The organism is Brakhagea baltica, assembly GCF_052161605.1.
Classification (GTDB): Bacteria; Planctomycetota; Planctomycetia; order Pirellulales; family Pirellulaceae; genus JBKCUI01.
The window spans coordinates 886249-906051 of record NZ_CP197409.1 but is presented as its reverse complement, the minus strand read 5'-3'; the positions used below and the strand labels follow the sequence as shown (position 1 = coordinate 906051).

Below are 19803 nucleotides of genomic sequence, written 5' to 3'. Positions count from 1 at the left end.
GCTTAGGCAACAATGAAGAGTTTGCCATCTCGGTCGCGGACTTTAGATTTGGATTTCAATGAGGCAAGCGTCTTAAGTAAACTCTCCTGAACCGCTTGACTGCTTGAAATTCCCAATAGACGGGTCGCTGATGCAACGGTTTCCACAGCTTCTGTTCCGATCCCCTCTGCGACCACTTGCATCAAGGCACTACGTATCTCTTCGGGGGCTATGTTTTCCAATTTTCGCAATTGCGAAATCTCGGTGGACCGGCGATTCCGAACTGGGAAAACTTCCTGGTCAGGCAAATACAAAAAGCCCTTGCGGACTTCGACGCTTCCACGATCCGCCAGAACGCCAATCGCTTCGTCGATACGATCTCGCACCGCTGCGATCATGCGGCCCTTACCAAGCAATGAGATAAGACGCCGACCAATTTCATCAATAGAAATCGGTGCTTCGATGATCGCAATTTGACGAATCGCTTTCTGAAGCTGCCGATCGGTCAAATCCATGATTCCGAGTTCCTCTTCGCTGATGACGAAATCCGCTACGGTATAGTCGAGCGCTCGCGTGGAATCAAACGAGCTCTCGTCCACAGTCGATCTAGTCCAGAATGGTTTATCTGACTTTCGGTTTGCAGCTCTCGAACCAGCGCGCGAGCGAGGAGCTGAAGCTTGCGATCGATCGACCTCATTCCATTGCGATCTCGCTTTTTTGATCGCTTTAAGAATCATTTCCATTTGTTGGTCTGGATTTTGAAACCAATCCGCTATCCAAACGCGATGCATCTTCCAACCTCGCAGTTCCAAAATCTGCGGTCGCAATCGATCGCGGTCTCGGATCCACGGTGATGTCCTGTATTGCTGGCCATCACATTCAATCCCCATCAGGAAGCGGCCCGGTGTTTCTGGATCACTAATTCCTAGATCGATATGGAATCCACCCACTCCCACTCGTTCAACAACCTCGTAGCCTTTCGACCGAAGTGTGTTAGCTAGATGACTCTCGAATACATCGCGTGTAGGAAGAGTATCGACCGTGGATTGTAGACTTCCAGATTCTGCATAGGCTAAGAAATGATGCAATGCCTCAATGCCCGCACTTGGGGTTCGCGTCAAATCAATGTCGCACGCCCGAATCGATGAATAGACTTCGCAGCAAGCTGCTGCCCGACTGATCAGAACATTCAACCGGCGTTCTCCACCCTCACGATTGAGGGGGCCAAAATTCTGCGAGAGTTTGCCATCTTCGTCTTTACCGTAACCTACGGAAATCAAGATTACATCGCGCTCATCCCCTTGGACATTTTCGAGACTTTTCACGAAGAATGGTGCTGGCCCTCCGCTCATAAAAAACGCTTCGAGCTTTGGCTCAGCCCGCCGCCTTTGCTCGACTTCGTCCAGAATCGCATCTCGTTGTGCAGAACTAAACGCAACGACGCCGAGCGATAGTTTAGCATTGTTCCGTGCGTGCTGCATGACGGCCTCGGCAATCGCGATCGCTTCCAGGCGGTTTGTTCGCGAACCGCCACGATCATAGCGGCCATCAGGGACGAAACGAAACTTGAGCCCGAGTGAATCACCGGAGGCGATGGGACTTGGGACGATAAAGAGCTTGTTCTCGTAGAATCGTTGATTGCTGACCGCGATCAACGATTCATGTTTGCTGCGATAATGCCAGGTCAGCATTCTCGTTGCCATCCCTTGGGATTCACACAAGCCTAGAATGCTTTCTACATCCCCTGCACTGTCTGCATCTTGGTCATTGTAGTGAAAGTCCTCGGATTCACCCATTTCACGTCCGAAAAAGATTGTCGGAGGCAATTGTCGCTGGTCTCCAACGACGACGAGTTGTTTGCATCGTGCAATAGCCCCCAACGCATCGACAGGCTGAATTTGGCTCGCCTCATCGATGACCAGCAAATCGAATTCCACGGCTCCAGGTTCGAGATACTGAGCAATAGAAAGTGGACTCATCATAAAAACAGGCTTTATTTTTTGGATAGCCTGTCCCGCTTCCCGAAGCAATCGACGAATCGGAATATGGCGACGCTTCTTGTTGATTTCACGCCGCAGGATTCCCACTTGTCCACTATCGGCCGCCGCGCACGGAAGATTATCAAAGTGAGCTTTGGCTACTTCCCAGCGGCTCATCAGAATTCGATCATGGTCCAATTTTGCGAATCGTGCTCTGAGTTCTTCATAGGTCGCTCCTTGAAACTCACCGAGTTCCGGATGCCGTCGCCAAGCTTCGGCGAGCACTGCGTTGTAACGCAATGAGTCTAAATTGTCGGTGATTCGACCAGGCTGGATCGAACCATTATCTACCTCGGTCGCGAATCGTCGTAGCCCCGCATCGGATAGTCGATCCAGACGCGAGCGCACAGCGAGATAGTGACTCAACTGGTCCGACTGCTCTAGCCAATCATCAATCCGTTCCATCCATGCATTTAGCGGGATATGTAGGGGGCATTCGGTATGAAATGCGGTTGGCAAGTGGAGCTTCAATTGCTTTACGATTTCCGTAAAACGACACTCAACTTCCTGCGAGTTTTTTGCGAGGATGGGTAGCAGGCGAGCAACGGTTTTCGCATCCACAAGCCTAGCTACCAGTACGCGGCCAAAATGCCGAACTGCCGGAATCGATGCACCATCGCGGATCCACTGAACAATTTCTCTGGCTGCATCGATGGGTGTCTCGATTCCATCAAATGCGGTACCGAGCAAGCTTCTACAACGTTCCGAATCACGCTCTAGTTGTTCGAGTGTACTCTGGTACTCCAGAATCGCATCGAGCCATTGCATTCGCTCCGATTGCGACGTTGGTATCTTGCCTTTGGCTGAGCCTCTCATAAGAAACAAGGCTTTGCGATAATCGGCAAAAAGAAACCTCGTCATATTCGTTCCATGGGCAGCGATCGACTGCCGTGGACCGATCCAATCCATGCGCAATGCTGCGTCCGTGACGCGTTCGCTTAGCCAAGAGCGCAATGTGCGAAGCCTGTCGATGGTATCGAGCGACTTCTCAACGAATTTGTGCTCACTATCCCACCGGGCGTTCGTCAATTGGTAGCGGTCCACCCCTTCAGGGCAGTTGACCATATACTGGGCCAGTTCTGCGAGTTCTGATGTGCCCGCAGAGTGTGGTGGTGCGTCGACTCCTAGTTGTTTTGCGAGCTCACGACTGGACTCGATCAATTCGCGAAGCGCAGGCTGAACCTCTCGTAGCGTCTTGCAGAGCCGTTCGACTTCGGCAGGTAGCATCGGTTTACAACGTACGCCAGCCCAAGCGTTGGTGAATGGAGATTGTTGCATGAGCTTGTCGAGTTCAACCGCAATTTGACGTCGAGCTTGGAATTCCGAATCGTTCCATCGCATTGCTTCGTTGGAATAGCACTGGAGTGTCGGACATTGAGCAGCGCGGAGTCGAACGAGCTCCGCCATCGCTCGGTAGGGTGAAACCCCCGACGGTGTGATGGGTTCATGGAAAAGTGATGATTGTTCCTTTAATTGCACCACTGCTTTGCGCAGCTCATCGACCGGAACCGATTTTGATGTGGTGGGCGCTCCTACCTCTAGTGTCGATTTGAGGTTCTCTAAGATCTCATGTTTGCGTGTTTTATGGGAATGAAGCTCGAGGGTAATCGGTCCCAAGCCCAGGGTGTCGAGTCTTCGCTTCACAACTTCGAGCGCCGCCATTTTTTCCGAAACAAAAAGGACCCGTTTACCAGCATGGACGGCAGCGGCGATCGCATTGGTGATCGTTTGCGACTTACCGGTTCCAGGCGGTCCCTGGACAAGCAAATTCCGCCCTTGCGCGATCTCGTGTATGACAGCTGCTTGCGAAGAGTCGGCATCCGTCACATGGATACAATCGGCAGGATTGAGTTGCTTATCGAGCGTTCCGTCGATTGGCAATCCAGGACCCGAGCTTTCTCGAAAACCATCAACAAGCAACGATCGCAATAGTTTATTCTTTTCCAAGCGAGCGTTTTTGGGCCATGCTTCTGGAGACAAGTCTCGGAACATGAGGAACTTAGAAAAGGAAAAGAAGCCAAGCAGAACCTCATTGGTTCGGACACGCCAAGTCGATTGGCCTCGAATCGATTTTGTGACCTCTTTAAAATACTTTGAGGGAGTCCAGTCATCATCGTCCATCAAGGACTCGGGTAAATCGGGGAATCGAATCCCAAAATCTTGGAGCAGGCGAGCTTGGATCGAGAGATTGGTCACCATCTCGTCGTCACGGAATTTCAGTCGAAATTGGCTATTGGCGTTATCTCGATAGAGGTCTACGGGAACCAGTAGGAGGGGAGCGAATCGATCGGTTGTCGACGGGCCGACTTCTCGCCATTGAAGAAATCCGAGTGCCAGATAGAGAATGCTACTCCCTTGTTCTTCTTCGGCGGTACGAGCTTCGAAAAAGCACTTCAATAGCCGTTCACGAAGTTTGTTGCGAGAGAAGAGCGTTTTTAAGCTAACGTCGGATGGCTCGGTTGCCGGGGAAGCACTGTTTTCTACGACGGAATCAAAGGTGAAGGTTTTCGTTTGTCGAACCAATCGGAGGAACAGCGAATCCGGTTCTTGTTCAGATATTAATATGCCATTCGAGCGATCCGCATCGACAGACGTATGGATCAGTCGATTTCTAGTCGACAGGTCGAGTAGATCGCGACGGGTTTTCTCGAGAACAGACAGCAAGCTCATTCAGGAACCCAATTGGCACAAAGTTGACACGGTCAAAGTTGACATGGTGGACGTCGAGCAAATCGCTCGACGTTATTCTGTAGCCAATCAACTTGAATGATTCCATGAAATAGAGAACAGATACCTTCATCTTTTCGAATTGGCTCCCATTTAGAGTGCCTGCGGAGAGATGTCGTTTTAGGTAATATGTGCGGGAGGTTTTTTCGGCAGCGAGCCTCACTGGCTCTCGAGTGATCTTAACAACGCTACTGCTACTGGCACAAGTCGGCGGAGTTCGGCGTCTGATGTGTCGCTTATGAACGGACTCGTTTCGATTGGGACCCAAGGTATTGAGTCAAAGACCGTGTTGAACTCTTCGAGCAAAGAAAGTTGGTGAGAGTCCAGAAACGCGATAGCTTCTGGTTCTCGCAAGGTCCAAGAAAGGGTCATCCACCGATGGAAGATCGCGGCGTCCGAAAACCCAGCCATCTGTACGCGTGCATTTTCTCGATTCTCTGGTTCCGCTAGAAATCGTAGCGCGAAGCAGGCACCAGCCATCGCGGTGGATTTCTGTTCTTGGGTCAGCATGTTGTCTTCCAAAACGAAAAGCATCCGATCCGTTGCACATTCCTTGTATTGTAACTATACCGAAGCGAGCTCGGGAATGCGAACACACCCAACGCATCCACCAATTAATAGACCAAGCATTCCAAACAGCCATGGTACCGGAGGCCCCCATCCTCCTAGTAGTACCCATGTTCCAAGACTCACGATAGCAGCAATAGTGAGTCCACAGGCGCAATAATATACGACGTGAAGCAACCAATCGGTTTTGGAATCGAGAAATGTCGCGAAAAGGCTAGACTCTCGGGTGGGCTTGGATTTCTCCATAACGGCGAAGTGGGCAAGTGTAAGATTAGTGTTCCTCTCTTCGGGACGGCGAGTCGAGCCTCCCTTTTTCCATTTGCGCAGACCGCAAACGCAATCAAACAGATTGAGAATAGGAATCTATAACGAAGAATTAGAAGGCAATTACCTTTTGGGCTCAATCGTTTCGCCGCACGCAGTCTAGTCGATGTCATGATTGCAAAGTCTGTGTTTTCCGCAACATTGTACATTGTATCCGACTGAACTTATGATTATCCCAGCCCTCCTACCATTGGTGACATTATTGTGGGGAGCCATCCTAGGAGGTCAACAATTTTGGTTTTCGCTCCGCCCAAAATGGAGAATCAGGTGATAGTGGTTAGAAAGAATCGAATAGCCGAGCAGATCGATTCCCATGGATTTCGCCAGATTTCGGAGTTCGATCTCCATCCTCGCGTTGCGATGGTCGAAGTTCTTACCGGTAACGGGATCCTCTCCTAGCAGGAAGCATATTCTGACGGTGCGATTGACGCAATGGACGATAGCCACCTCATCCGGTGCAAAGATTTCCACGCGAGAAATGCGAGCCATAAGAACCTCCGATGAGATCACGGTTAGCTGGAAATAGACCGTAAGCCGGAAATAGACTGGCAGCGTGTTTTAGTAGCTAACGTTACTGAAATCCGGAAATCCTGCAAACATGCTGTGTCCCCATGTTGTCTTACCATGTTGTCTTATCCGCAACTATTCGGCACGAGAAAGAATTGGGCGCAGCCCCCCCGTAGTGGCCGAGGCGACGAGGCCCGACCGCTTGGCACGAATCTGTCTGAGTCCCACCAACGCACTTCAAAACATAGGATTACACCGCGAGAGATGAGAGAGACGCAAGAGTTGTCTGGAAAACCGCTGATCATTAATCCCCTTGCGCTTCTCTCATCTCTGCCGGTGTGAATATCTTAAGGTCGGAATCATTGCGGGCAGGATGAGGACTCAGGAAAGTGCCGGGAAAAATGGGTTGGGGTTTCTACCGACATTTTGTCCCTACGGGGCATTCAAACCGTTCGTCCCGTAGGGACTTAATGTCAAAGATCGTGACGAAATCAATCGAGGCAGGCAATCAGGCCATGCCAGAATCCCGCCCTCCGCTGCCAAAAAAATTAATCCCCATCAATTAAATGCTGTGTCCCTAGAATGTTCCTGCGTGTCCGCGGGCGGGTGTTGTAACGCTGTTTCCTTTGCCGACTCCTGGTCGAATCAATCACTCGCGGTTTGCCAGTCACCGCACTAAACAGCTTGCCAAAGTCCCGCACCAACTCGACCCATACCTCTTCCGTCAAACCTAGTTGCTGGAAAATGGGAGCGGCATCTGCTGGTGTCGTGCCTCGCTTCCCTCTTACCAATCGCTTTGCTGTCCAGTCCAGCAACTCCACATACCCAGCCAAACTCAAACCCAAGAAGCCTTTATCGCTGGCTCGGTATCCGGTCGCGCTGGGGCACGCCCCAAGGTCCTCGTCGCTGCGTCCCAAAAACACCGGGGCAAGGAATGCAGAACGGGTGTGTCCTGGCAAATCCGGCGAACGGGACGAACTCGCACTATCGATCGTCGCCTCGGCGGGTTTGCTTGGAACATTTTCGTTGACCGGTGCCTCGGTCAGAGTGACTTCGCTAGAACCGGAGGCAACTTCGTTTCTTCCTGCTTGTGCCGTTAAATCCTCGATCCGTCGCTGAATCGACGTGTAATCGCTTTGTTCAAGCGTCTCGGCGATCGCAGCCCGAATCGGATTCAGGTCCACATAAGCAGCGCAAGCCAAGAGTGCTGTCTCGTCGAGAATCCGAACCGCTTTGTAACGAGCCTGCCAAAATTTCCCGACCTCGCCATCGGCCCTTGTTGGCTCTCTGAGCAATCTTCTGGCTCAGAAGCCGAATCCACCACGATACATCGCTGAGCCGTAATCGGATTTCCTTCACCTTCTCGGGGGAAGTTCGAATGGAATCGAGTTCGTGTTCGTTGGGCTCCTCCGGGGTGTGGTCGGGTTTCTTGCGTTTAGGGCACAGCATCAACCATCGCCTAGCGATCTCGGTATCGTCCCAAGTGGCGATGATATCAGGCCTGGACCGGAGAATCGAGGATTTTTATTTTTCCGTGTCCGGAATGGGGATCCGAGTTCGTCGTTATACTAAAGGCACACGTCGAGACCCTCGGCAGGTCGGTGGTTGGCCTTTGATTTTCCGTTTTTTCCTTTGTTTCGCCTAGGAGTAGCGAATGGCCAAGTATTTGTTGATTTACCGTGATTCCGCTGACCCCCAACAACCCCAGCCGTCGCCCGAAGAGATGCAGGCGTTCCTGCAATTGTGGGATGGGTGGTTCAAGCAATTTGAAGGAAAGATTGTCGACGGTGGCGATGGTCTGCTGCCGACAGGTCGCGTCCTGCAACCCGGCGGAGTTGTCGCGGATGGCCCTTATGTCGAGGCCAAAGAAATGATCGGAGGATACTCGGTGGTTTCAGCCAATTCTTATGATGAGGCGGTGGAAATTGCCAAGCATTGCCCAATCGCTTCGATCGGAGGTGTGATCGAGATTCGCCAACTGGCCGAGTACAACTAGTTGTGACCTCGACATCGGAACTGGTTGAACACTTCTTTCGTCACGAGTACGGACGATTCGTTGCGTTGCTCATTCGAGATTTGGGGGGCCGGAATCTCGAGTTGGCCGAGGATGTGGTTCAGTCGGCAATGTCACGAGCGTTGGTCACTTGGCCTCGCTCAGGGACACCGACTGACCCCTCAGCTTGGTTGTTCCGCACCGCCAGAAACTTGGCGATTGATGCGTTGCGGCGACAAAAGCGTCAACAAAATACGGGCGCGACCGATGGCGTGAGTGTTTCGAATGAAATTACCATCTTGGAAGCCGAGTTGTTACGTTTCGAGTCCGAGATAGGTGATGAAACTTTGCGTCTGCTGTTCCTGTGTTGTCATCCTGCCATTTCTGTCGAATCGCAAGTGGCCTTAGCCCTCAAAACGGTTAGCGGATTTGGTGTCCAGGAAATCGCTAGTGGTTTGCAGACGAGTTCCGCCACGATTGAAAAGCGATTGACTCGTGCGAAAGAAAAGCTCCGCGAATATGAAATCGATTTTAGCGAGTTGACTTCTGCCGCAATTATCGAGCGATTGGAGGCAGTGCTCTCCACGATCTATTTGATTTTTAATGAAGGTTATGCCACCAGCAGTGGTGAGAACGCCATTCGTCTAGACCTATGTTGGGAGGCGATACGTTTAGGCAAGATGGTAGCCGAACATCCACTTTGTGGTTCGCCTGCGGCCCAAGCCTTGGTGGCGTTAATGTTGCTGCATTTGGCTCGCATGAAGGGGCGTTTGGATAGAGACGGAGTAGTGGTTTTGCTGGCCGAACAAGACCGCGATCTGTGGGACGGTAGCTTGATCCGCTAGGCGATAGGCTACGCCGAGCGCGCGGCTCAAGGCACCGAACTCAGCCGTTATCACCTGGAGGCGGCAATTGCTTGGGAGCATTGTCGGGCACCGAATTTTGCGGCGACGGACTGGCCACGTATTTCCCTCCTGTACGAAATGTTGCAGCAGCGATTCTCAACTCCGATGGTTCGCTTGAACGCATCTGTCGCCCGCTCTTACGTTGCTGGTCCTAAGGTTGGAATAACGTTGCTGCTCAATCTAGACGATACCGCGCGCAAACGAATTCGCCCCTGGTGGGATTGCTGCATGGCCCAGCTGCACGAGCGGATGCACCAACCAAACGAGGCTCTGAGTCATTGGCGCGATGCGTTAGCCCTAGCATCCGCCGAATCACAGCGAGCGTTCATTCGAAGTCAGATCGAACGGCTAGTCGTTTCCGAATGACGGCCGGCCAACTCACCCGCACCGAGCGCACCTGGGACAACGCCATCGAGATGGGATAGAATGAACGGTTTGATCGAAATCAAATATTTGTTATCCCGCATTAGTAGGTTTAAGGTTTCACAATGACTCAAAACAATCACGGCGTGGCGGAAAAAAATATCCGGTACCTTTTGTTCAATGCACCCCAAGGGCGATTTCTTCGTAAAAGGTACCGAACACTATTTTCCCCAATTGGCCTCGTCACAGTTCTACTGGCGGGATTCGCCGCCATCGCGACAGCTGGCGACGAAGGGAGCAGCAAATCGACGGAGGCCTCGCCTGATTCGAGTCTCCAGAAAACACATGTGCTGGTCGTTGCGGGGCCCAGCGAACATCCGCCTGGGACCCACGAGGTTGCCGCCACGGGGCGTTTGATCAAGCATTTGCTGGAAGAGAGCAAGCGAATCGTTCCTACTGCGGTCACTGTCGTATCCCAATGGCCAGCTGATCGAGAATTGCTGGATGCGGTCACCAGTGTGGTCTTTCTCGGGGATTTTTTTCCTCCGACGCGCATGGAGAACAAGTCTCAGATCGTACAGCAACTCGACGAGCTGACTCAACGCGGCTGTGGAATCGTTTGCGTGCATTTTGCGACGGGGTTAGCAAAACATGACGTTACACCTGAGGGGCACCATCCCTTGTTGGATTGGACGGGGGGATATTTCGCGACCGCGTGCGAGCATCATCAATCGGTGGCTACGATCTTTGAATCGACCATCGAACCAGCCGAACGTGCGCACGCCGTTTTGGCCGGATGGAAATCGTTTCGCATTCACGACGAACCCTATTATGAAATGTATTTCGGCCCGAAGGAAACTCATGAGCGTTTGATCCCCTTTGCCACGGCCATGATTCCTCCTGAAGCTCCACGACAGCAATTAGTGGCCTGGGGAATTGAACGCCCTGACGGAGGACGAGGCGCGGCAATCGTGTTGCCTCACTACTTTCGCAATTGGCTCGACCCGAATATGCGAACTCTGATCTTGAACCTCATCGTATGGTCCGCAAGAATCGAAGTCCCCTCCGAAGGCGTTGATTCGCAGTTGGACGATTTGCAAAGCATTCAAACCGGCACCGGAAAGTGAAGGATGGCAATCGACTTGAAATATCCTGCGAAAAAATATCCCGTGCATTTCTCGGACCTGTTGACCATCTGCAACAACGGCTCTCCTTATCCGTTTGGTCTAGTCAGCACGCATTGCCTGTCGCTACTCTTTCCACCCCATGCTCGTTCCTTTCCCTAGTCGATAGAACGGGCTTCCTCACGGAACTCCTGCTATCCATACTGCGAGCATTGCCACCGTCCCGATCACGGCAACCAATAATCCAACGGCTCGTTTTTTCTTCATGTAGAAAAGGAGCCCAAAACCTGAGAGGGACATCACCATCATCACGATGGCGCTAACATCGATGAGCCAGCTCCAAGCCTCGCCTGAATCCCGCCCCTTGTGCAGGTCATTCATGATCGAAGTGATACCGTGCGCGGTTTCACTAACCGTGTACGTTCCCGTGGCCCGATCAATAAATACATCCGCCGCATAGCCTGGACTCTTGAACACCACCATGATATCCAATTCGGATTCCTCAAAACGGGCCACTTTTCCTCGTAACCGATGCCTGTCTCTGAGCTCCTCGGCTAACATCAAGCGATCGATCGGTGCTGTAAGTAAGTCGATTTCCAACTTCCCTTCTTGGTCGCGAAGCGTAGGTGTGCTCGCTCCGAACCAAGCGGGGTGGTTAAGCGTGATTCCGGTCCAAGCAAAAAACATCAAGGATGCAAAACCGAGCAAAGAAACATATAGATGCACCCAACGGAACGCTTTGGCGAGAGAGCGTTTTACTGGACCGTTCTTTGGGTTCGGTTTACTTCTAGGTTTGATGTGGCTCGCTCCGCCGATCCATTCCTGATCGACGGAGCGATCAGCGACACTCTGGTAGGCCGCTTCGCTTCCTTGTTGGACAGAATCCATCGGGCCCCCTAATCTGCACTCTTGTTGGGGATAAACCGAATGGAAGCTTTGGCGACTTCGACGTTACTACCCCAATCTTGAATTTCAAACTCTTCGCTATTCCATTGGATGGGTTGCTTTAAGAGCTGATAAGTCCCATTCTCTCTCGCCACCTCGAAAAAGAGCATGTACTTTCCCGTTTTTAGCGGCTTGCCGGAGTTGTCCGTTCCATCAAAGTGAGCACGATACTCTCCGGGACCTCGCGTGGCACCCGCAATAGTCTCGATCAAGTCCACCTTTTCGGAAAGCTTGCGAACGCGATCATTGCGGTACCAACGCGTTAAATCGCGATGCCAGCGCGGGCCAGGTTGCTCGGTCTGCATCCAAAGGAGAGCTGTCTTCACCGGAAAGTTTTCTTCATCCTCAAGCCAAATGGCGACGTAAGGCCGTCTGTATCCTCCCCCTCCAACACGTGCCAATTCAAATTGAATATGCAATCCAGGCCCTTCCTCTTTATCCTTGAAAGCAATCAGCCGCTCGCCCTGTTTATCGAAGGAACCATTTCTTACTTCATCACCGGTCAATTCTTCCCAGCGCTCAGACACAAATAGTCCGCCCTGATTATCTACGATTAGGCAAGCAGTTCCGGATTGTTGTTCGATCCATTTCAATCCATCCTCGCATCCCAACACACTCACCACTGTCGCATAGGCATCGGCTCGCATGGCATCTGGTGCTACAACAGTAACACTCGCAAGGGAATCGGCAGGCAATCCGGTACGTGGATCAAAGATATGAGAGATTCTTTGATCAGCTAGTTTTACAAAACGGCGATAACCGCCGCTCGTCGCGATGGCTAGAGGCAGTTCCGTTTTCCACGAAATCAGCGGTACCCCTTGTTCAGCGGAAAGGAAGGGATGATCAATAGAAAAACGCATAGGAGAGGATCCCGATTTTCTCAAATCGCCACCAATGTTGATGCAAAAAGAACGGGCCTCGGGAAACGTTTTGGCGATTCGATCGCAGACTCGGTCCAAGATAAACCCTTTGGCGAAGGCATCCAAGGTGATATTTCCTAGCTGACCCTCGGATTGAAGCTTGCCGTCGTGAATACGATAAGGAGTTTTTAAAAAAGTCTCTGCAATTTCCCTGCGTTCGATTAGAGAGGGGGCTACGCCATTCGAAACCGCTTTGTTCCAAAGCTCCTGGAGTCTGGTGACCCGAATATCAAACGCACCCGAGCTACCAACACGAGTGTTCTCCGCGAATTGGAGAGCCATCACTAGCTCGTCCGGCAATGTCTCGTCGCTAATCTCGCCACGTGCCCAACGAGACAGAACCGAATCGCTCCGATATCGACTAAAGACCTTATCCCATCGAGCGATTTCCTCTAGCACCGTTTGCTCCGTGCGAACGGCACTGTCTCGATCCGCGATCTCGACAGTCCATTCGAGACTTGTCCCGAGGACATGCTCTCGAGAAAATCGAAAGACTTCCGCCTCTAGCGGTCGCCCCACCGAAATGCAGCAAACCGCTAGAAACCCGACATAAAAATGATTACTCATGATCCCACTTCTCATTCTTGTTCCGTCCTTACCGCTACCAAGACTTCCTCGTAATCGAGGAAACCATCTTGATTTGCATCGGCTTTCTCAAAGAACTCAGCAAGTCGTCCGCCTAGCTCTTCTCGCGAAAGAATCCAGTCTTTATTGACATCCTTTCGCATGAGTATCTTGGCATTTCGCTCGGCTTCGTCGCTTGAGCGACCTTGACCGGCGAACGACATCGTCTCAATACTCTCCGGAACGGCTGTCGGGTTCGGATCGAGCAAGACAAATCTCGCCATCGAATCGTTACTTCGATCAATTCCAAAGAACAACAATCGGCCGCTGTGGCTGAGCATCCTCATGGACGCATCTACATCAGTAAGATTCTCGGACCAAATGCTCCATTCATCGGTCTTGGGATCGTACACTTCTAAACAAGCTGTTGCGCCGAGATGATTGTCTGAAGGAGTAAAGCCACCGAACAAATAGATTTTCCCGTCGGAGGCCGCAGCAGTCGGAAACACCCGTGTCTTGTTCGGCGATGCTACCGTTCGCCATTGCCTGGTTTCGGTGTTAAAGACATCCACTTCTGACACCAGATTCATTCCATCTGCAATACCACCGATCAGGTAGATGTCGTTCCCCAAAACTGCCGATGCCGCTGAGCGACGAGGATGTGGAATTTCTGCACCTGGGATCGATGCTGGCAAACTCTCATCTCCCCACCAGTGTAGGGTACTTGGTGAGAGTCCGACTTGAGTGCCCGATTGAGAACCCGCGAATATCCACATAGCATCTTTTTGAGAAACCGCTGAAGCCATCCCGCGACTCTCAGGTAGTGAAACCGAAGAGGTTTCCCATGAGTTGGACTCGGGATTGAAGAACAGAACGTCGCTGAGCGAACCGAACCGAGAATCATCATTCATTCCCAAACCGCCCGCCAACGAAATCACTCGGTGCGCGCTGTTCTGGCTCATGCTAACTCCGACGGCGGATTGGCTTGGTCGTGGCATGTCCGCTAACCGAGTCACGGTGCCATCACTCAGATCGAATCGATATACTTCGTTAGAAAACGCTTCTGGGCTAAAGTCGTGGGGTGCCCAGCTCTTGTTGCCACCGAATGCGTACAGCTTGGTACCATCGAGCACCAGGGTTTGCGAATGCTTGGCGGAACCAGAATAGGGAACCAACCATTGAAACTGCTTTGGCTGTGCCGTAGGAGTATCGCTCGACTTGCCCACTCGCAACGATTCGATCACTGCGGTACGCCCCCCGGGCCCAGTACCACCTAGAGCGATCAAACGGTCCTCTGAAATGGGAAGGAGCCGTAGGAAGTTACGTGGATAAAGCAATCGGTTCTCTACCTCCCACGAATCACCAGCATCGTTTAAACGATACACGACACCCGAGGAGCCCGTGACATAGAGTTTTCCTCCCGTTGCAAAGCTACTCGTTGCAAATCCTGCCGAACGACTATCTGGTGGCAACTCGGGTCCTTCGCTCCAAGTTTGGCTCTTGGGATCAAATACGGAAACCTTTCGGGTGATACCCCGTTCTTGAATCCCACCGATCACATAGATACGACCATCGTGAGCCGCCATGGAAATAGCGCGAGTTTTGTAGCCTACGCCAGGAAGCGACTGCCAACCGAGTTCGGGGCGATCGAGGTCGAATTTCAAGAGGTCTTCGTGCCATGGGGCGGTATTCGCCGACGGACCTTGTAGATTCCAGCCCCCTGCGACGTAAATTTCCCGACCGAGTATGGCAGCATCAAGACTGGAACGCGGCTCCGGCAGGGACGGCATCTCGGTCCATGAATCGGTCTCGATATCGTATCGTGTGAAATAGTCCGTAGATTGAAAGTCGGACTTGCCATCTTCCTTATCGATAAAGGACAAGCCTGCGATCCGGTAGATGTAGCGACCATCGTGAACTAATGCCGCACTCTGAGCCGAGTCATGCATCGCCAATTCTTCCCACTCGGCAGTGGGGCTATCAAAGCGTATACGACGGAAGTGATCTACCAAAAGTTGTTTTCCGAACCCATGCGTCCCCCCACTGTGACCGCTGAATACATACAGATAATCTCCCATGACCGTGGCAGCAAAGCTGGTGAGTGGTTCGGGTAGCGGGCGGTGCAATTTGGCTACGAGCGTGTCGCGGCCCATGCTACCAACCTCTGCAAGCCTGTGGTCTGTAAAGGTGATCCGCCGAACTTCCCGTTCTCCACCATCTCTCGTTTCCACAGTGAAGCAAGACAACGGCAGCCAGTATTTGCCAACTTGGGTCCAGGTGAATTCATTGGCAACGGTCCGTTCGATATCGCCACTTTTGGGATTCCGATAGGTTACCGACGTTACCTCGGGAAGAGATTTCCCGTTCCCGCAATCAAGATGCCGTACGTTCGTAATTTCGAACCAGTTTTTTTCGGACTTGCGGACAACCTCGGCAATGTCTCCATTTCTCAATCGGAAGATGCCATCGCCATCGATGAGTTGAACCTGGTATCCAGTGATTGCGTTTCCCCCCAGCAAGCGAAACTGTTCGTTCCTATCGGCACCAGAAGGCTTGCGGTGATTGATGACTGATCGCAGTTTCTCGTCGATCCAGGTGTGTGAGTGGTCGCTTGGTAAATCCGTTTGAAAGCGGAACTTTTTGTCGACGCGAATGGTACCTTTGAGGACGGTGTCATTTGTCTGGACTGTGATCGCCGCCTGAAACCCTGGAAATGATTCCCAGACGTGTCGCCGGTTCTGTGCCTCTCGATAAATCGCGGTCGCATCGACCTCCGGAACTGCCGGAGAATCGTTCTCGCGCCCCATCGCAGGTTCGTTGCCCCAGCTCTGTAAGCTCGAGCCAACGAAACATGTACTTAACCAAAAGATAGGGAGAAATAGCCGTTGGACTCGGTCTTTTCTCGTTTGCGTAAATCGCATCGAATTACCCTAAATGAGAGATTGTGTTGGAATTTAATTTGTGATGTTAGTTGGGCTTAGTCTGCTCCTACGTAGGTAAAAGCCCACCTACTCGGCCTTGAAATCAGGACGGTAGAACGTAGCAGTCAGATAGTGAGCGGAGTTCGTGTAGGATTTGCCGTCCCATTGGCCTGATTCTTCGACACGAGTTCCGAACATAATGCCATTCAGTCCTGCCTCAACCTGCTTACTGTTAAAAAAGACTTTGCCCTCTGCGTCGGTCTTAGCACTTCCCTCTTCATGACCCTCGGCGCAGTAAAGCTTTATCTCGATGTCCTTTAACGGCTTTCCGTCCCAAACGGCATAGACATCGATCCCGACGGTGGTAGCGACAATTCTCGCGGTCAAACGATGGGTATTCGATACATTGTTGCTGGCCGAAACGCCTGAAGTGGGATGAACAGCAAGGTGGTTACAGTAGTAATTAAGACGTCCCCCGTTGTAGATTCCGAACGTCACTTCGGAAGATAAACTTGTGAGCTGCGTCTGTGGTTCAGAAGAGACTAAGCCGACAAGCTCGGTTGTTTCTACGCGAGTCGTGTTCACCTCGTGCCTTTCTCCTTTTTCATCAATGCCAACTATCTTGGCAGCAGCAATGGAGCCGGGAATCTTGTACGTTGTATCTGCCAGATTCTCACCAAAGTAGAGTACAGCCCTTCCCTCTTTGTCCTTGATCAGCCAAGGAAAATGAGCATGGCTCACAGAACTTACTAACAAAAATGCTGGGACGACCAGCCACGATAAAAAGCGTTGCATAATACTTGCTCCTGCTATTTCTAATTGTGACAATTTAAAGATGGGTTTGAGAAACGAGCGAACACTCATAGAGTTTGGCCAGTTGGGCGCGAACTTTTTCCGCCAATAGAAAATCTTGCTGGGCTAAGGCGATTTGGAAAATCGTGTGAGCCCAGCACAGGCGGTCAATAGCCTCTATCGGGATGAACCGAACGAGGACGTAGGCTTCTGGCAATTCTTCTAAAGAAAAAAGAACCCGCGCCAAATGAACTCGGGCGCAAATACTTCCTGAGAAGAGGACGGCTCGCCGCAAAGGAGTTAAAAGCATCTGCGGTGCACATCCTAATCGCTCCTGATAAAACGCGATTCCGTACCATGCGTCTGGATTTGCAGCATTCTTGTTGACGAGATACTGGCACACCTGCAGGGCCAAGGCGAACTCTTGAACCTTGCCAAGCTTAGATGCCAAACTCTCCAAATGGTCTTCGGAAATATCCTGTTGTCGCAGGAACTCTTTAAGAACACGGGATGCCGTTCTTCGCTGCCCAACCGATGCCAAGCATTGTATGTAGATCAGATCAGTGGTCGGCTTGACGGTGCCTAGGCAGCGAGCCTTTACTATTGATACTATAGCTTCTGGAGCTCGTTTCCAGAGCCAAAGTGCAATCCCGAGACACTCATGATGAATGCCAATGTTTGCATCATTCTCCACATGGTTCCTTGCGAACGTTGCTGCTTCTGCAATACCAAGTAAACGGAGGATTTCGTCAAATCGGATTTGAAAATCCAGGTCGTACGGACTCATGATTTACAGCAATCCCTCCACCGTTGAAGGCATGTTTAATACAGAAAAGTAGTGAGCGTTCGATGGTTTTTGAGCCTGAACGGGTTTGGCAATGCGACGCTTCATATGCTGGCACCATTCCGCTTGGTCAAGGCACCCGTTCAAGGTGAAAAGAACAGCCAGGCGATCTAAGCAGCAGCTGCAGTCGATCGTTGCGATCTGTTCCCTTGAAAGTCCTCTAATTGCTGCAAACGCTTTTTCAGGCTCGCCTATCGTGTTGTGGAGAGTCGCAAGCCATGCTCGGTGAGATGCTGTCTCAGGTTCCAAGTTAACCGCTTGCCATGCGAGCCCAATCGCCCCAAGATTGATCCCATGCGTCCTGACTGTGTAGTACGAAAGGTCGACAAGATACGACCCGTTTTGAGGATCCAAGGAACATGCTCTTCGGGCTAGGTCGAGCGCCCGCTGCGCGATACCGAGATTCTCATAGCTCCCCGCGATTAACATCAGCAATTCCGCATCGTTAGCGGAAAACTGCGAAAGATTACCAAGCAGATCTAACCCAAAAGCAATTTGCCCCGTTCGGACTAACGACTCCGCGAGAAACAACTGGCATACTGGATGCGTAGTGTGAACCATCGAAGCCGCTTCTAGCGTTTGGGCCGCTAGCACGTATTCGTCTAAGTGATAGCAACTTAAACCCACTAGTTCCATCGCACGACAGGCTAGACCTAACTCCAAGTTCGGCTGATGAAGTATCTTCGTGGCATGGCATCCCACGATGTCAAAGTCATTAAGCCGAAACGCCTCCCACGCCGAAAAACCTGAATAGCGTGATTCCAGAAGTGGGTGGAGTCGTTCAGGTGTGTTTTTTATGGAAATGTACCGTCCCATAATACGATCCGTCCGCTTAAAAACATTTATGTCAGTAAAGGGGCTACCCTGCCCGATAGAAATTGCGGGTCTCTATCGCTTCTTGCTAATCAATTCAATAACCACCGGTTCCCCCGAAGCGGAAACCGTTACTTCCAGATCTGATCGGAACCGATAACGATCTGGCACAAAGGGCTTGTTGAGAGCATTCTTAGGGTCAGCCTGCCTTCGCTCCTCGTACTCTTCAAGGTCGGGCTGCTCCTCATGCACGAGCACAAAGTACTTGCCGGGAATAGGCCCCGTCTGCCGCGTTAACGAGAAAGTACCATCCTGGACGATGGCTGTTGCGCCCGCCCCAAACTCACTTGAATCGGATTGCAGCACGACAATGCAGTTCGAAACCGGCTTGCCATCAAGCGTAACGGTCCCCGACACTGCGACCCGCTTTGGCTCTGAGGAGCACCCCAGAGCCAATAGGCAAATCAATATGCCGGCACCGCATAATGCCTTGCTAGTTGCCAACATCACCGACGACCTCACCTCGGTTGCGAGTGGATATGGCAGTCAAAATCTCAAACTGCGTGTTGTTGGATAGAAACCTCACACTGCCGTCTACGAAGGAGAAATTGATACCCCCCGTGTGCTGGCTCGTGTAACCGCCGGTTATTGAGACGCGCGGTGCGTTGAGTGGAAAGCGGGTCGTTCCTAAGGCAACACGCGGATAACCAACGATCCACCGAGCCCCGCCCCAACGAACCGTACCGCCAAAGGGAGCTTGTACCGAGGCTGCCCATCGATACTCCGGGAAATCATAAGTGGTCTCTCCCACTGCAATGGTGTTTGATGTACCGTCGGGAACATCCCGCATGCCAAGGAAATTGGTTGGAAAAGCTCTGGCCCCCATTGCACCCCACAGGCATGGGAACATGCCGTCCTGCAAGGCTGCGTTCATCATCTGCCCTGTCCCCTCATTGAGAAGATATGTCGATGGCCCCCCGACTTCCGCGGGAAGTCCCGCAGCCGTCAATGCAGGTGAAGGAACCTGTCTCGGAATTACAGTTGAGGGACAGAGAAAAGTAGGGACTTGAAGAGCCGAGATCTCCGCAGCCTCAGGAAGTGTGTAGTAAAGGCTAAAGTTGTAGCGTTCATAGATGTTACCTTGCTCCAAGTGGGGCAAAATCCCAGCAAATCCACTCACGAAATTGCTGCGAATGGAACCCGGTGGGAACCGCTTGTAGGCGGATTCATAGTTAAGAATTCCCAAGCCGATTTGTTTGAGATTGTTGGAACATTGCATCCTGCGTGCGGCTTCGCGAGCCGACTGGACCGCAGGTAAAAGCAATCCAACAAGTATGCCGATGATCGCGATCACGACCAATAATTCAACCAACGTAAAGGCACGACGGTGCCCATGGAGTGCGCAACGCATTTTTGTAACCCCAGCTAAAGAAAGTAAGCGAAACTTGAACCGTTTGGCTGGCTGGCGGGCTGGCT

At 51.7% G+C, this 19803-nt stretch carries 16 protein-coding genes; 4 read left to right on the top strand and 12 right to left on the bottom strand.

The genetic code is table 11. The annotated features are described in order from the left end of the window. Positions 1–2 precede the first annotated feature (2 nt). The 4 genes from SH449x_RS03610 to SH449x_RS03595 all read right to left on the bottom strand — a co-directional run bounded on the left by SH449x_RS03610 (position 3) and on the right by SH449x_RS03595 (position 7438). Positions 3–4688, bottom strand: a complete 4686-nt coding sequence (locus SH449x_RS03610) for a DUF4011 domain-containing protein (protein WP_482379953.1) — start codon at positions 4686–4688, stop codon at positions 3–5. 216 nt (positions 4689–4904) lie between these two features. Further along, positions 4905–5255 (bottom strand): hypothetical protein, encoded by a 351-nt coding sequence (locus SH449x_RS03605; RefSeq protein WP_482379952.1) that lies wholly within the window; start codon positions 5253–5255, stop codon positions 4905–4907. Positions 5256–5861: 606 nt separating this feature from the next. Beyond that, the gene (locus SH449x_RS03600) at positions 5862–6125 is read right to left on the bottom strand and encodes a transposase (RefSeq protein ID WP_482379951.1); all 264 of its coding nucleotides are present in this window, start codon (positions 6123–6125) and stop codon (positions 5862–5864) included. Positions 6126–6691: 566 nt separating this feature from the next. Then, positions 6692–7438 (bottom strand): hypothetical protein, encoded by a 747-nt coding sequence (locus SH449x_RS03595; RefSeq protein ID WP_482379950.1) that lies wholly within the window; start codon positions 7436–7438, stop codon positions 6692–6694. Positions 7439–7797: 359 nt separating this feature from the next. Here SH449x_RS03595 and SH449x_RS03590 point away from each other — a divergent pair, with 359 nt between their 5' ends. The 4 genes from SH449x_RS03590 (at position 7798) to SH449x_RS03575 (ending at position 10531) form a co-directional block, all read left to right on the top strand. Next, complete coding sequence (locus SH449x_RS03590; RefSeq protein WP_482379949.1) at positions 7798–8139, top strand: YciI family protein; 342 nt, start codon at positions 7798–7800, stop codon at positions 8137–8139. A gap of 2 nt (positions 8140–8141) precedes the next feature. Next, the gene (locus tag SH449x_RS03585) at positions 8142–8981 is read left to right on the top strand and encodes an RNA polymerase sigma factor (protein WP_482379948.1); all 840 of its coding nucleotides are present in this window, start codon (positions 8142–8144) and stop codon (positions 8979–8981) included. A gap of 138 nt (positions 8982–9119) precedes the next feature. Continuing rightward, entirely contained in the window at positions 9120–9407 is a 288-nt protein-coding gene (locus tag SH449x_RS03580) for a hypothetical protein (protein WP_482379947.1), read from the top strand. Positions 9408–9529: 122 nt separating this feature from the next. Then, the gene (locus SH449x_RS03575; protein ID WP_482379946.1) at positions 9530–10531 is read left to right on the top strand and encodes a ThuA domain-containing protein; all 1002 of its coding nucleotides are present in this window, start codon (positions 9530–9532) and stop codon (positions 10529–10531) included. A gap of 177 nt (positions 10532–10708) precedes the next feature. Here SH449x_RS03575 and SH449x_RS03570 read toward each other — a convergent pair whose 3' ends face one another. From SH449x_RS03570 to SH449x_RS03535, 8 genes are all read right to left on the bottom strand, one after another. Then, a complete protein-coding gene (locus SH449x_RS03570; RefSeq protein WP_482379945.1) occupies positions 10709–11416 on the bottom strand; it encodes a PepSY-associated TM helix domain-containing protein in 708 nt (235 codons plus the stop codon). Between the two features lie 8 nt (positions 11417–11424). Then, a complete protein-coding gene (locus SH449x_RS03565) occupies positions 11425–12960 on the bottom strand; it encodes a DUF2271 domain-containing protein (RefSeq protein ID WP_482379944.1) in 1536 nt (511 codons plus the stop codon). Between the two features lie 11 nt (positions 12961–12971). Further along, positions 12972–15878: a DUF3386 family protein gene (locus tag SH449x_RS03560; protein ID WP_482379943.1), complete on the bottom strand. Its 2907-nt coding sequence runs from the start codon at positions 15876–15878 to the stop codon at positions 12972–12974. Positions 15879–15965: 87 nt separating this feature from the next. Further along, a complete protein-coding gene (locus SH449x_RS03555; protein WP_482379942.1) occupies positions 15966–16673 on the bottom strand; it encodes a hypothetical protein in 708 nt (235 codons plus the stop codon). A gap of 34 nt (positions 16674–16707) precedes the next feature. Next, a complete protein-coding gene (locus SH449x_RS03550; RefSeq protein ID WP_482379941.1) occupies positions 16708–17457 on the bottom strand; it encodes a hypothetical protein in 750 nt (249 codons plus the stop codon). 3 nt (positions 17458–17460) lie between these two features. Then, positions 17461–18330, bottom strand: a complete 870-nt coding sequence (locus SH449x_RS03545; protein WP_482379940.1) for a tetratricopeptide repeat protein — start codon at positions 18328–18330, stop codon at positions 17461–17463. Between the two features lie 72 nt (positions 18331–18402). Beyond that, positions 18403–18837, bottom strand: coding sequence for a hypothetical protein (locus SH449x_RS03540; RefSeq protein ID WP_482379939.1), 435 nt, complete (start codon positions 18835–18837; stop codon positions 18403–18405). Then, positions 18821–19738, bottom strand: coding sequence for a DUF1559 family PulG-like putative transporter (locus tag SH449x_RS03535; RefSeq protein ID WP_482379938.1), 918 nt, complete (start codon positions 19736–19738; stop codon positions 18821–18823). The genes SH449x_RS03540 and SH449x_RS03535 overlap by 17 nt, the downstream gene beginning before the upstream one ends. Positions 19739–19803 lie beyond the last annotated feature (65 nt).

Bases quoted from the DNA above. Each gene is read 5' to 3' on its own strand.
- SH449x_RS03610 (WP_482379953.1), bottom strand. From the start codon at position 4,688: ATGAGCTTGCTGTCTGTTCTCGAGAAAACCCGTCGCGATCTACTCGAC.
- SH449x_RS03605 (WP_482379952.1), bottom strand. From the start codon at position 5,255: ATGCTGACCCAAGAACAGAAATCCACCGCGATGGCTGGTGCCTGCTTC.
- SH449x_RS03600 (WP_482379951.1), bottom strand. From the start codon at position 6,125: ATGGCTCGCATTTCTCGCGTGGAAATCTTTGCACCGGATGAGGTGGCT.
- SH449x_RS03590 (WP_482379949.1), top strand. From the start codon at position 7,798: ATGGCCAAGTATTTGTTGATTTACCGTGATTCCGCTGACCCCCAACAA.
- SH449x_RS03580 (WP_482379947.1), top strand. From the start codon at position 9,120: ATGTTGCAGCAGCGATTCTCAACTCCGATGGTTCGCTTGAACGCATCT.
- SH449x_RS03575 (WP_482379946.1), top strand. From the start codon at position 9,530: ATGACTCAAAACAATCACGGCGTGGCGGAAAAAAATATCCGGTACCTT.
- SH449x_RS03570 (WP_482379945.1), bottom strand. From the start codon at position 11,416: ATGGATTCTGTCCAACAAGGAAGCGAAGCGGCCTACCAGAGTGTCGCT.
- SH449x_RS03565 (WP_482379944.1), bottom strand. From the start codon at position 12,960: ATGAGTAATCATTTTTATGTCGGGTTTCTAGCGGTTTGCTGCATTTCG.
- SH449x_RS03560 (WP_482379943.1), bottom strand. From the start codon at position 15,878: ATGCGATTTACGCAAACGAGAAAAGACCGAGTCCAACGGCTATTTCTC.
- SH449x_RS03555 (WP_482379942.1), bottom strand. From the start codon at position 16,673: ATGCAACGCTTTTTATCGTGGCTGGTCGTCCCAGCATTTTTGTTAGTA.
- SH449x_RS03550 (WP_482379941.1), bottom strand. From the start codon at position 17,457: ATGAGTCCGTACGACCTGGATTTTCAAATCCGATTTGACGAAATCCTC.
- SH449x_RS03545 (WP_482379940.1), bottom strand. From the start codon at position 18,330: ATGGGACGGTACATTTCCATAAAAAACACACCTGAACGACTCCACCCA.
- SH449x_RS03535 (WP_482379938.1), bottom strand. From the start codon at position 19,738: ATGCGTTGCGCACTCCATGGGCACCGTCGTGCCTTTACGTTGGTTGAA.